A 12,962-nucleotide genomic window follows, 5' to 3' on the forward strand; every position below is an offset into this window, starting at 1 on the left:
ATGCACGTCGTCTTCCGCGAGACCCACGGGCTGGAGGAAAGCGCGGTCCCGCAGGACCTCGCCCAATCCCCCGCGGATCTCGTCGTCCTGTCCTTCTCCGACGGTGACCTCGGCGCGTTCGCCGCGGGCTGGAAACGTGCGGATGCCGCCGGAAGCCGGCTGCCGTCGCTGCGCCTTGCCAACCTGGCCGCGCTCCAGCACCCGCTTTCGGTCGACACCTATGTCGAGCAGACGCTGGCCAGCGCGAAGGGCATCCTCATCCGGCTGATCGGCGGGCGGTCGTATTGGAGCTACGGCCTGCAACAGGTCGAGAACCTCGCGCGGGAGCAGGGCATCGCGCTGGCTGTCCTCGCAGCAGACGGGCGTATCGACACGCGCCTCGACGCCAGCTCGACGATTCCGCTCTCGACGCTCCGCCGCCTGGCCCATCTCTGCGACACCGGCGGCGCGGTCGCCGCGCAGGCGGCACTGGCCCAGTTCGCGCTCGCTGCGGGCATTTACGCCGGCCCGGTCACCGGCGTCCGCGCGATCGCCGACGTCGGCGGCTGGCAGCCGTATGACGGCGTGTCGTGCCCAGCTGCCTTTCACCTGAACGCGGCACGCCCCCGCATCCTGATCGTCTTCTACCGCTCGTACCTGACCGCCGCGGACCTCGACCCGATTGAAGCGCTCCACGCCGAGCTGACCGCGCGAGGCTTCGACGTCATCGGCCTCTTCGCGCCCTCGCTGAAAGCGCCCGACGCAGCCGGCTGGCTGAGCCGCTGGGCCACAGCGTTAAGGCCTGCCGCGATCGTCAACGCCACCGCCTTTTCCGCCCGCGGAGCGACCGACACCACGCCATTGGATGGCGCCAACGTCCCCGTATTCCAGATCGCGCTAGCCACCTCCGACCGCGCCGCCTGGGCCAGCGCCACCCGCGGCCTGTCGCCCGCCGACCTCGCGATGCACGTCGTCCTCCCCGAAGTGGACGGCCGCCTCTTCGCCGGCGTCGCCAGCTTCAAGGAAGCCGCCGCCCGCGATGGTGACCTGGAATACACCCGCCGCGAACACCGCGCCGACCGGGCCCGCATCACCGCCATCGCCGCGCGTATCGAAGCCTGGACGACCCTCGCCAGCAAGCCCGTCGCCGACCAGCGCATCGCAATCATCCTCTCGACCTACCCCGGCAAGGCATACCAGATGGCGCACGCCGTCGGCCTCGACGCACTCGCCTCCACGCAAGCGATCCTCGCCGACCTCGCCGAAGCGGGCTACGCGATCACCCCCGACGCAACTGATCTCGCTACCTCACGCATTCACTGGCCGCTCGCCGAGTACCGCAAAGCCCTCGCGCACCTTCCGGAAACCCTGCGGAAAGACCTCCAGGATAGCTGGGGCGAACCAACGGAAGACTTCACGTTCACCGCGATCGACCAAGGCGGCGCGCTCGTCGCCCTCCAACCCGAACGCGGCCGAACCGAGCAACGCGCGGAAGAATATCACGACCTCTCGCGCTGCCCGTCCCACGCCTACGTCGCCTTCTACCTGTGGCTCCGGACACGAGGCACCGACGCACTGGTGCATGTCGGCGCGCACGGCACGCTCGAATGGCTGCCCGGCAAGTCGGTCGCGCTGTCCGATGCCTGCTGGCCCGAGGCCCTGACCGGCGCGATGCCCGTCATCTACCCCTTCATCGTCAACGACCCCGGCGAAGCGGCCCAAGCCAAGCGTCGCATCGGTGCGGTCACGCTCGGCCACGTCCCGCCACCGCTGGAGCGCACGCGCACCGGTGCTGGTCTCGGTCGCCTCGAAGCGCTGCTCGACGAATTCTCCAATGCAGACGGCCTCGATCCAGCCCGCCGGGATCGCCTGCAACGCGACATCCGCGACGAAGCCACCGCCACCGGCCTCGCCGCCACGCTGGGCCTAGACGACGCGCAGTCCCCAGCCGACGCGATCACCCGCATCGACACGTTCGTCTGCGACGTGAAGGAGAGCCAGTATGGCGACGGCCTCCACATCTACGGCCGCGGCGAACACGGCGCCGGCGAACGCGCCGGTCTCCTGTCGGCCCTCCAAGGCAAACGCGTCGCGTCCGGCCCCTCCGGCTCCCCGTGGCGAGGCCGCGCCGACGTCCTCCCGACCGGCCGCAACCTCTACACCACAGATCCCCGCGCAGTCCCCTCGCGCGCCGCCCATACCCAAGGCGTGAAGCTCGCCGACGAACTCGTCCGCCGTCACCTGCAGGATCACGGCGACTACCCGCGCAACCTCGTCGTCGACCTATGGGCCTCCGCCACGATGCGCACGGCCGGCGAAGAGTTCGCGATGGCGCTCCACCTGCTCGGCGCGGAACCGGTGTGGGACATGCAGTCCGACCGCGTGACGGGCGTCGAAATCCTCCCGCTGGCGAAATTCGACCGCCCCCGCATTGACGTCACCCTGCGCGTATCCGGCCTGTTCCGCGACGCCTTCCCGACGCTCTGCACGATGTTCGGCCAGACTGTTCGAGCCCTAGGCGCACGCGACGAACCGGCCGACTGGAACCCCTTCGTCGGCAAGCCAGTCACCGCGCGCGTCTACGGCCCCGAACCCGGCCGCTACGGCCTCAGCATGGGCGACGCGGCCGAGACCTATACGCCGGAAGCGCGCCTGACCGCCGGCCAAGCGTGGCTCTCCGCCTCCAGCCACGCGCTCGACGCCGATGGGGAAGGGGGCCAGGACAGCTTCGACCCCGCCGGCATCCGCGACCGCGTTGCCGCCGCTGACGCCTTCGTCCACGTCCAGGACCTGCCCGAGACCGACCTGCTCCTTGCCGCGGATTATGCCGCGCACGAAGCCGGTTTCGCCGCCGCGCAATCGGTCGCCGGAGGCAGCGCCACGCTCTACCATCTTGACGCACGCGATCCGAACCAGGCCAAGGCCCGCCCCCTCAACGAGGAGATCGCCCGCGTCGTCCACGCCCGCGCGGCAAATCCGGCCTGGGTCGACGGCATGATGCGCCACGGTTTTCGCGGTGGCGCGGAGATCGCCGCAACCCTCGATCACCTCGGCGCGTTCGCGCAACTCGCCAGCGCAGTCCGCCCCGAACTGATCGACCTCTATTACGACGCGACGCTGGGCCGCGACGAGGTCCACGCCTTCCTCGCCGAAGCCAACCCCGGCGCGCTCGCGGCGATGCAGGCGCGCTTCGCCGCGCTCCACGCAGCCGACCTCTGGCCGACCCGCCGCAACTCGATCCTCGCAGCGCTGGACCTGTCGGCATGAGCGCGCCTGTCAAAAATGGCGTCGTCAAAGGCTGGTGCCCCGACGCATGGCGCCCGATGCTGGCCGGCGATGGCCTGTTGGTCCGCATCCGCCCACCGCTCGGTCGCGTGACGCGCGAGCAAACACTCAGCCTGTGCGACGCGGCAATGGCGCACGGCAACGGCCTGATCGACCTGACCAGCCGCGCGAACCTCCAGATTCGCGGCGTCCGCGAGGATAGCTGGCGTCCGTTGATCGACGGGCTGCTCGACCTCGGCCTCATCAATCCCGATCCGATCCGGGAAGCGCGCGCGAACATCCTCGTCGCGCCGGAATGGCGGGCAGGCGACGACACCCACCGCATCGCCGAACACTTGCGCGCGCGTCTGGCGGACTTGCCCGAACTTCCCGGCAAGGTCGGCTTCGCGATCGACGCGGGCGCAGCACCGGTGCTGCAAGACGCCCCCGCCGACTTCCGCATCGAGCGCGCTGCATCTGGAAAGATTATCCTCCGCGCCGACGGCCGACCCCTTGGCACCCCAGTATCGGAAGGCACCGAAGTCGACCGGTTGATCGCACTCGCGCACTGGTTCGTCGACAGCGGCGGCACCGCCAGTGGCCGCATGGTACGCCACAGCGCGCTTCTCCCGGACTGGGGAGCCGCGACAACGCCTCCTGCCACAAGCGCGCCACCACTTCGCGTCGGGCAGCATTCCCTAGGACTCGCGCTAGGCCTGCCCTTCGGTCGGATCGCAGCGCGCGCGCTGGCACACTACGTCGACACCGAACGAGCAATCCACGCGATCCGCACCACGCCTTGGCATGTCGCAATCTGCGAAGCCGACGCGGCGCTTCTCATTGAGCCCGACCCGGTCGACTTCATCACCGACCCCGCCTCGCCAACGCTTCATGTCGACGCCTGCGTCGGCGCGCCAGCCTGTCCGCAGGGCAATGTCGAGACGCGAGCGCTCGCCCTAAGCTTGGCGCCGCACATCGCCGGACGCCTTCACGTCTCCGGGTGCGCCAAGGGATGCGCCCGCGCCGCCCCCGCCGACGTCACGCTCACCGGCCGCGAAGGCCGCTACGACCTCGCGTTCGACGCGCGTGCCGGCGCACCACCCTCCCGCGCGGGCCTCGACGTCGCGCAGATCCTCGCCCAGTTCGGAGCCGCCTGAATGCCGTACGCCTATGAAACCGACGGCGCAGCGATCTACCGCCAGTCCTTCGCGATGATCCGCCAAGAAGCCGATCTCGCCCGCTTCTCGCCCGAAGAGGAGCCCGTCGCGGTCCGCATGATCCACGCCGCCGGACTCGTCGGCCTAGCCCAGCACATCCGCTTCACGCCGACGTTCGCCATCGAGGCGCGTCGCGCGCTTCAAGCCGGCGCCCCGATCCTGTGCGACGCCCGCATGGTCACCGAAGGCATTACGAAGGCCAGATTGCCCGCCGACAACCGCATCGTCTGCACGCTCCACGCCCCCGAAACGCCCGAACTCGCGCGGACGATGGGCAATACCCGATCCGCCGCCGCACTCGAACTCTGGCGCCCGCATCTTGCCGGTGCCGTCGTCGCGATCGGCAATGCGCCGACCGCGTTGTTCCACCTGCTCAACATGCTCGAAGACCCGGACTGCCCGCGTCCCGCGGCGATCATCGGTTGCCCGGTCGGCTTCGTCGGTGCGGTCGAATCCAAGGTGGCGCTGTGGGCCGACCAGCCCGTGCCTTGCGTCGTCGTCGAGGGTCGGATGGGCGGCAGCGCGATCACCGTCGCCGCGATCAACGCGCTTGCGAGCGGCACCGAATGACACCCGTACGCACTGGGGGCACGATCCACGGCGTAGGCTTGGGCCCCGGCGCGCAGGACCTGATGAGCGTCCGCTCGGACCGTCTCGTCCGCGGCGCGCGCTACATCGCCTATTTCCGCAAGGCCGGTCGCCCCGGCCAGGCGCGAAAGATCGTCGACGGCATGCTCCGCGACGACGTGATCGAATTCCCGATGGAATACCCCGTCACGACCGAGATCCAGGTCTCGGACCCGCGCTACAACGACTGCCTGTCCGCCTTCTACGCCACCTGCATCGACCGCCTCGCAACGCTGGCAAACGCAGGCGAGGATGTCGTGGTCCTCTGCGAAGGCGACCCGTTCTTCTACGGTTCGTTCATGCACCTCTACACCCGCCTCCAGACGATCGCGCCGGTGAAGGTCGTGCCCGGCATCACGGGCATGTCCGGCGCGTGGACGGCCAGCGGTGCGCCGATCACCTGGGGCGACGACGTCCTGACGGTCCTGATGGGCACGCTCCCCGAAGACGACCTCGTCCGCCGCATCCGCGACACCGACGCGCTGGTGGTGATGAAGATCGGCCGCCACCTCGCCAAGCTCCGCCGTGCCGTCGCCGCTGCCGGACGCGAGGCCGAGGCTTGGCTGGTCGAATACGCCGCGATGGCCGACCAGCGCGTCACGCGGCTGTGCGACGCGGAGGCGATCACGCCGTATTTCTCGATCCTGCTGATCCACGGGCAGGGGCGGCGGCCATGACCGGCTGGCTTGCCATCGCCGGCCTCGGCCCCGGCGACGAAGCGCTCGTGACGCCCGAAGTCACCGCCGCGCTCGCGGACGCGACCGATGTCATCGGCTACATCCCCTATGTCGCGCGCGTCGCCCCGCGCGAGGGCCTTATGCTCCATCCCACAGACAACCGCGTCGAACTCGATCGCGCCACGCATGCGCTTCAACTCGCGGCCCAAGGCCACCGCGTGGTCGTGGTATCCTCTGGCGACCCCGGCGTGTTCGCGATGGCGGCGGCGGTGTTCGAAGCCCTCGAAGCCGGTCCCCCAGAATGGCGCGACATCGATATCCGCGTCCTCCCCGGCATCACCGCGATGCTCGCCGCCAGTGCACGTGCCGGCGCACCGCTCGGCCATGATTTCTGCGCGATCAACTTGTCGGACAATCTGAAGCCGTGGGGCGTGATCGAACGCCGCGTGCGCCTCGCCGCCGAAGCCGACTTCGCGATAGCCTTCTACAATCCGCGATCGAAGGCGCGCCCCGACGGCCTGATCCGCATCTTCGAAATCCTCCGCGAAACCTGCGCCGACGACCGCCCCGTCCTGTTCGCCCGCGCGGTCTCCACACCCGAGGAAACGCTCCGCATCGTACCTCTGACCGAAGCCCGCGCGGACATGGCGGACATGCGGACGATGATCATCATCGGCTCCAGCCTGACGCGCGTTATCGATCGCCCGTCGGGACCGATCCTCTACACCCCCCGGTCGGCGCCATGATCGAGCCAGCGCATCACATCCGCCACCGCGTGCACCTCGCGTCGAGCGGGCAGGGCAGGCCGATCGATCATGATCACCGGGAGCCCAAGCGCGCGCGCCGCATGCAGTTTGGCCGACGCCCCCGTGCCGCCGGCGTTCTTGCAGACCACGACTTCGATGCCGCGCGACGCCATCAACTGCCGATCGCCCTCGACATCGAACGGCCCACGGTCGACCACGAGATGATGACGCGGCAACCCCGGCGGCTGGTCGGGCACGTCGACGAACCGCAGCAGATAGTCGTGCTGTGGCTGTTCGGCGAACGCATCGACATGCATCCGCCCCAGCGCCAGCATCACGCGCCGCGACGGCCCGTCCAGCGCCGCAACAGCAGCGTCGATATCGGCCACGCGCGTCCACCGATCGCCCGCGACCGGCAACCACGCCGGCCGCGTCAGCGCAATATGTGCGACACCGGCGCGCTCCGCCGCGACGACCGCGTTCGCGCTCATCCGGGCCGCGAACGGGTGCGTCGCGTCGATCATATGCGTCACGCGGTGTTCGCTCAGATAGCGGACGAGCCCGTCGACGCCGCCAAAGCCGCCGATGCGCACCGGGATCGGTTGCGCTTTCGGTTCGGCGACGCGTCCGGCATAGCTCAGCACCGCATCGTTGCCTCGCGCAGCCAGCGCCGCGGCAAGTGCGCTGGCCTCGGTCGTGCCGCCCAGCACCAGGATGTTCGACATGGCTGACACTTCCTGGCTGACGATCATCGGTATCGGCGAAGACGGCGTGGATGGCCTGTCCGCGTCCGCGAAGGCCGCATTGGCACAAGCCGAGCTCGTGACCGGCGCCACCCGCCACCTCGCGTTGCTCCCGGACCTTAAGAGCGCGGTCGAACCCTGGCCAGTCCCGTTCGGCGACGGGATACCACACCTGCTCGCACACCGTGGCAAGCGCGTCGCGGTGCTCGTGTCCGGCGATCCGTTCTGGTTCGGCGCGGGTACGTCGATCACGCGCCACCTCGATCCCGGCGAATGGGTAGCGCACCCCGCGCCCTCGACCTTTGGTCTCGCCGCCTCGCGCCTTGGCTGGCCTATCGAAGAGACCAGTTGCCTGGGTCTCCACGCCGCACCTTTTGCCCGAATTCGTAAGCATACCGTACCGGGTCGCCGCATGATCGTACTGGTCCGTGACGGCGCAGCGGTTGCCGGATTGGCACGGTATCTCTCCGACCTCGGCTTCGGGCAATCGCGCCTGCACATTCTCGAAGCGCTCGGCGGGCCCCGCGAGCGTGTTCGCGACATCGCAGCAGCCGAAGTCGAATATGACGACATCGCGCATCCCGTCGCGGTGGGGATCGTCTTCGCGGGGCAGGGCATGGTCGTGCCTCGCACATCCGGCCTGCCGGACACTTGGTTCGATCATGACGGCCAGCTTACCAAGCGCCCGGTTCGCGCGCTGACATTGTCCGCGCTCGCCCCAAGGCCCGGCGAGACGCTGTGGGACATCGGCGCGGGCTCTGGCTCGATCGGCATCGAATGGTTGCTGGCTCATCCGTCAACGCACGCCACCGCATTCGAAGCCGACCCCATCCGCGCCAGCCGAGCCAAGAGCAACGCCGCAGCCCTGGGCGTCGACCAACTTCGTGTGGTCCTGGGCCGTGCACCGGAAGCACTCGAAGGTCACGCGGCACCAGATGCGGTCTTCGTTGGCGGCGGCCTCTCCGAAGCCTTGCTCGAAACATTGTGGGCCAGGCTGCCGATTGGCCCACGCCTGGTCGCCAACGCAGTGACGCTCGAATCCGAGGCGTTGTTGTCGCGCTGGCACGGACTGAAGGGCGGCACGCTGCTGCGCGTAGAACTGTCGGAAGCCACCCCGCTCGGCACGCGACGCGGCTGGCGTGCGAGCTATCCGGTCGTTCAATGGAGCGTCACGCTGTGATCGTGGCTGGCTTCGGGTTCCGCGCGGAGGCCACGCTGGCATCGCTGCAAGATGCGCTTGCCAGCGCGCAGCACGGCCAGGCGCAAGTCACGCGGCTGGCCACCCCCCGCGACAAGGCTCCGCTGGTCGAACGGCTCGCCGAGGCGATGGATCTGCTCCTGGTCGCTATCGACCCAGATGCGTTACGCGCTGCACAAACGGCCACGAAGTCCGCTTTTAGCCTGAAGATACGCCAGACTGGCAGCGTCGCCGAAGCTTGCGCACTCGCTGCGGCAGGACCCGGCGCGCGGTTGCTGACACCGCGCCACATTTCCCACGACCGCATGGCGACGTGCGCCATCGCAGAAGGATTCGCATGACCGTCCACTTCATCGGCGCAGGCCCAGGCGCGCCCGACCTGCTTACCCTCCGCGGGCGCGACCGGATCGCCGGATCGCCCGTATGTCTCTATGCGGGCTCGCTGATTCCCGCGGCGATGCTCGATCATTGTCCGCCGGGCGCGCGGATCGTGAACACCGCGCCCTTGTCCCTCGACGAGATCATCGCCGAGATTCAGACCGCGCACGACGCAGGCCAGGACGTCGCCCGGCTCCACTCCGGCGACCTGTCGATCTGGTCGGCGATGGGCGAGCAACTCCGCCGTCTCCGCGCGCTCAACATCACGTTCACGATCACCCCCGGCGTACCAGCCTTCGCCGCCGCCGCCGCCGCGCTGGAGGTCGAACTGACGCTGCCCGAACTCGCGCAGTCTGTGGTGCTAACGCGCACGCCGGGCCGCGCCAGCACGATGCCGCCCGCCGAAACGTTGACCGCGTTCGCTGCGACCGGCGCGACGCTCGCGATCCATCTCTCGGTCCACAATCTCGCGCAGGTGATCGCCGACCTAACGCCGTCCTACGGCTCGGAATGCCCCGTCGCGATCGTCTGGCGCGCGAGTTGGCCCGATCAGCAAATCGCACGCGCCACGCTGGCAACGATCGCCGACGTCGTGGCGGGCAAACCCGACCGGACCGCTCTGATTCTCGTCGGCCAAGCCCTCGCCGCGCAGGATTTCGCCGAAAGCAGCCTCTACGCGCAAGGCTATGACCGCCGCTTCCGCCCACAATCGGCGGCCTCGAAGTTCGCAGGGGGCGAGGCATGACCCCCGGCCTCCTCGTCGCCGCGCCCGCATCCGGCACCGGAAAAACCACCGTCATGCTCGGCCTCCTTCGCGCGCTCCGCGACGACGGCCTCGCGGTCCAGCCGTTCAAGAGCGGCCCCGACTATATCGACCCAGCCTTCCATCGCGCTGCCAGCGGTCGCGCGTCATTCAACCTTGATAGCTGGTCGATGCCCTCGACGATGCTCGACACCCTCGTCGCCAAAGCCGACGACGCGGATTTCGCGCTAGCGGAGGGCTCGATGGGCCTGTTCGACGGCGTCGCGAAACCTGGCGCGACCGGCAACGGTGCCAGTGCCGATATCGCTCGCAGGATGGGCTGGCCGGTCGTGCTGGTGATCGACGTATCGGGGCAAGCGCAGTCTGCAGCCGCCACCGCGCTTGGCTTCAGCCGCTACGATCCGAGTGTACGGATCGCCGGCGTGATTCTCAACCGCGTCGCCAGCCCCCGCCACGAGCGCCTCGCTCGCAGCGGGATGGACGCGGTCGGGATCCGCGTGTTCGGGGCATTGCCACGGCGCGGCGACCTGAAGCTGCCCGAACGCCATCTCGGGCTGGTGCAGGCGGTCGAACATCCCGATCTCGACGCGTGTATCGCCGAATATGCGGACTTCCTCCGCGTGCATGTCGACATCCCCGCGCTTCGCCACGCCGCGACCGCCAGCACCAGGCCTGCAAGCACGGTTAACTGGATACGCCCCCCGGCTCAGCGCATCGCGCTGGCACAAGACGCCGCCTTCTCGTTCACCTACGCGCACGTCCTCGAAGGCTGGTGGCGCGCGGGGGCGGAAATCCTGCCCTTCTCCCCGCTCGCCGACGAACCTCCCGCTGCGGATGCCGATCTCGTATGGCTTCCCGGCGGCTATCCCGAACTCCACGCCGGCAAGCTCGCTGAAGCGCACCGGTTCCACGCAGGCCTCACAGAGTTCGCGAAGACCCGTCCGGTCCACGGCGAGTGCGGCGGCTATATGGCGCTAGGCGAGGCGCTGATGGACGCGGACGGCGTCCGCCACCGGATGGCAGGCCTCCTCGGCCTCGTCACCAGCTACGCCCAGCGGAAGATGCACCTCGGCTATCGTCGCGCGACTCTTCTCGCACCGATGGGCGGCGTCGAAGCGGGAGCCGCGCTCACCGGCCATGAATTCCACTATTCCACGATCCTCGACCAGCCCGACGCTCCGCTTGCGAACGTCACCGATGCCGAGGGCATCGCTGTCCCCGAAACCGGCTCGTACCGCGGCCGCGTCTCGGGCAGTTTCTTCCACATGATCGCTGCTACCCCATGACCGGTTTCGTCTCCTTCGTCGGATCTGGTCCTGGCGACCCTGAACTCTTGACCCTGAAGGCGGTCGCGCGATTGCAGGCCGCCGACGCGGTGCTGTTCGACGACTTGTCCTCGACCGTTCTCGACCATGCTCGCCCAGGTGCCGACCTCGTCGCTGTCGGTAAACGCGCCGGTCGCCCATCGCCTAGTCAGGCGCACGTCTCGCAACTCCTGGTCGAGTACGCACAAACCGGCATCCGCGTCGTCCGCCTGAAATCCGGCGATGCGGGCATGTTCGGCCGCCTTGAGGAGGAGATCGTCGCGCTCCGGGCAGCGGGCATCACCTTCGAAATCATCCCCGGCATTAGCGCGGCCAGCGCCGCCGCCGCCGCCGCGCAGATCCCGCTCACACGCCGGCTCAACGCGCGCCGCGTTCAGTTCGTCACCGGCCATGACGTTACCGGCGACCTCCCCGAACAGCGCAACATGCCAGCACTCGCCGATGCCGAAGCAACAACCGTAGTGTTTATGCCCAAGCGGACCTTCCCAGCACTGGCGAAATCGCTGATCGAGCACGGGCTTTCACCGAATACGCCGGCGCTGATCGCGGAGAATGTCGGCCACCCTGACCAATCCTTGACGCGGATGACGATCGCAGACGTGGCCGCGCAGCTGGAGGCAGGCTTCTCCAACAAGCCCGCACTCATCCTCTACGGCCCGCTAATGGATGCCGAGGCCGGGAAGTGATCGACCTTCACCTCATCGGGATCGGCACCGGCAACCCCGATCACCTCACGCGCGCCGCGATCGCGGCGATGAACGCCGCCGACCTCATCCTCCTCCCGCGCAAGGGCGATGCTAAGTCCGACCTGATCGACCTGCGCCGCACCATCTGCGGAGACGTTTTGACCGGCGCCACCCGTGTCGTCGAGTTCGTTCTGCCCGAACGCGACACCGACGCACCCTATCTGAGCGCGGTCGACCAATGGCACGACGCGATCGCGCTCGCCTGGCGGGACGAGATTACACAGCATTTGCCGAAGGGCGGCCGCTTGGCGTTGCTCGTATGGGGCGATCCCTCGCTCTACGACAGCACGCTCCGCATTGCAGACCGGCTATGCGCGGAAGGTCTGGCGATCACCGTGACGGTCGAACCCGGTATCACCAGCCTCCAAGCGTTGACAGCTGCGCATGCCATCCCGTTGAACACAGTCGGCGCGCCTGTGCTCATCACGACGGGACGCAGGTTGAGGGCAGGGGGGTGGCCAGCGGGCGTCGATACGATCGCTGTCATGCTCGACGGCGACTGTGCGTTCCAGACGCTGGATTCACGCGGTATCGAAATCTGGTGGGGTGCATATCTGGGCATGGCGCAGCAGATGCTGATCACCGGCTGCCTGGATGAGGTTGCCAACGGGATTATCCAGTCTCGCGCCATACTCCGCGAGCGGCATGGCTGGATCATGGACATCTATCTTTTGCGCCGGGCGGATCACGTCGGCTAGCTCAGGTAACCCTGAACCTCCGATTGCTACCACGTTCAGCCAGTATCCGGATTGTGCGGCGTAAGCGCCGCGCAGCGAAACTGGTTCGGAGCCCGACCATGATGAAGATCGTCATAATCGCCTTCGCGGCGATATGGGGAGCGTCGATGCTGTTCGGCGTGACGCTGCTGATCGGCAGTCGCTACTCGACCCGTATCCGCCGGTTCGTGACCGGAGACTGAGTACGCTCGAAAGAAGCGATCGGCGCGTTCGAGACGGCGCCGATCGCTGCTTGGATACTGATTATTCGAGGTCGTCTTCGTCGACGATGATCGTCGATGCATTCGGCTTGCGCTCGATGGCTGCCAGGCACGCATCGACGATGTCGTCGTTGAAGCGATTGAACAGCTCGATGCCGTCGTCCTCCGGTTCGTCGCCGCTCAGTTCCTTCAGAACCGCGTACTTGACCGCGAACTCATATTCGTCGCCGTCGAACTCGCCGGAAAATTCGATCTGCTTCTGGATGTCGTTGTCGACGACGCTCGCCTGATCGATTTCGAGGGTATTTGCCATGTCGGAACTCCTGGGGTTTGACCGCCTACTGCCTGCGAGCGGGCGGCAG

Annotated in this window: 13 protein-coding genes; 11 read left to right on the top strand and 2 right to left on the bottom strand. The window is 68.1% G+C overall.

What is annotated here, in order from left to right:
- Genes cobN through cobJ form a run of 5 tightly spaced genes read left to right on the top strand, consistent with a single transcriptional unit; the run spans window position 1 to window position 6,510 of the window.
- Window positions 1–3,246 (top strand): cobaltochelatase subunit CobN, encoded by a 3,246-nt coding sequence (gene cobN, locus O6X71_RS04035; protein ID WP_353464556.1) that lies wholly within the window; start codon window positions 1–3, stop codon window positions 3,244–3,246.
- Window positions 3,243–4,400, top strand: a complete 1,158-nt coding sequence (locus O6X71_RS04040; protein WP_353464557.1) for a cobalamin biosynthesis protein CobG — start codon at window positions 3,243–3,245, stop codon at window positions 4,398–4,400. The genes cobN and O6X71_RS04040 overlap by 4 nt, the downstream gene beginning before the upstream one ends.
- Window positions 4,401–5,030: a precorrin-8X methylmutase gene (locus O6X71_RS04045; protein WP_353464558.1), complete on the top strand. Its 630-nt coding sequence runs from the start codon at window positions 4,401–4,403 to the stop codon at window positions 5,028–5,030.
- Window positions 5,027–5,764: a precorrin-2 C(20)-methyltransferase gene (gene cobI / locus O6X71_RS04050; RefSeq protein ID WP_353464560.1), complete on the top strand. Its 738-nt coding sequence runs from the start codon at window positions 5,027–5,029 to the stop codon at window positions 5,762–5,764. Before O6X71_RS04045 ends, cobI begins: the two co-directional genes overlap by 4 nt.
- On the top strand, window positions 5,761–6,510 hold the full coding sequence (gene cobJ, locus O6X71_RS04055; RefSeq protein WP_353464561.1) for a precorrin-3B C(17)-methyltransferase: 750 nt from the start codon (window positions 5,761–5,763) through the stop codon (window positions 6,508–6,510). The genes cobI and cobJ overlap by 4 nt, the downstream gene beginning before the upstream one ends.
- Here cobJ and O6X71_RS04060 read toward each other — a convergent pair.
- Window positions 6,486–7,235: a cobalt-precorrin-6A reductase gene (locus O6X71_RS04060; protein ID WP_353464562.1), complete on the bottom strand. Its 750-nt coding sequence runs from the start codon at window positions 7,233–7,235 to the stop codon at window positions 6,486–6,488. The two genes, cobJ and O6X71_RS04060, sit on opposite strands and share 25 nt — an antisense overlap.
- Between O6X71_RS04060 and cbiE the strand changes: the two genes are divergently transcribed.
- From cbiE to cobF, 6 genes are read left to right on the top strand one after another with little or no spacing between them, the layout of a single operon-like run.
- On the top strand, window positions 7,234–8,433 hold the full coding sequence (gene cbiE, locus O6X71_RS04065) for a precorrin-6y C5,15-methyltransferase (decarboxylating) subunit CbiE (protein ID WP_353464563.1): 1,200 nt from the start codon (window positions 7,234–7,236) through the stop codon (window positions 8,431–8,433). The genes O6X71_RS04060 and cbiE overlap by 2 nt on opposite strands.
- Entirely contained in the window at window positions 8,415–8,792 is a 378-nt protein-coding gene (locus O6X71_RS04070; protein ID WP_353464564.1) for a cobalamin biosynthesis protein, read from the top strand. Before cbiE ends, O6X71_RS04070 begins: the two co-directional genes overlap by 19 nt.
- Window positions 8,789–9,574: a precorrin-4 C(11)-methyltransferase gene (gene cobM / locus O6X71_RS04075; RefSeq protein WP_353464565.1), complete on the top strand. Its 786-nt coding sequence runs from the start codon at window positions 8,789–8,791 to the stop codon at window positions 9,572–9,574. The genes O6X71_RS04070 and cobM overlap by 4 nt, the downstream gene beginning before the upstream one ends.
- On the top strand, window positions 9,571–10,878 hold the full coding sequence (locus O6X71_RS04080; RefSeq protein ID WP_353464566.1) for a cobyrinate a,c-diamide synthase: 1,308 nt from the start codon (window positions 9,571–9,573) through the stop codon (window positions 10,876–10,878). Before cobM ends, O6X71_RS04080 begins: the two co-directional genes overlap by 4 nt.
- Window positions 10,875–11,603, top strand: coding sequence for a uroporphyrinogen-III C-methyltransferase (gene cobA / locus O6X71_RS04085; protein ID WP_353464567.1), 729 nt, complete (start codon window positions 10,875–10,877; stop codon window positions 11,601–11,603). Before O6X71_RS04080 ends, cobA begins: the two co-directional genes overlap by 4 nt.
- Window positions 11,600–12,361: a precorrin-6A synthase (deacetylating) gene (gene cobF, locus O6X71_RS04090; protein ID WP_353464568.1), complete on the top strand. Its 762-nt coding sequence runs from the start codon at window positions 11,600–11,602 to the stop codon at window positions 12,359–12,361. The genes cobA and cobF overlap by 4 nt, the downstream gene beginning before the upstream one ends.
- Window positions 12,362–12,643: 282 nt before the next feature.
- Here cobF and O6X71_RS04095 read toward each other — a convergent pair whose 3' ends face one another.
- Window positions 12,644–12,913 (bottom strand): DUF1488 family protein, encoded by a 270-nt coding sequence (locus tag O6X71_RS04095; RefSeq protein ID WP_056058830.1) that lies wholly within the window; start codon window positions 12,911–12,913, stop codon window positions 12,644–12,646.
- Window positions 12,914–12,962: the final 49 nt, after the last annotated feature.

This window comes from Sphingomonas faeni (assembly GCF_040407505.1).
GTDB lineage: Bacteria > Pseudomonadota > Alphaproteobacteria > Sphingomonadales > Sphingomonadaceae > Sphingomonas > Sphingomonas faeni_E.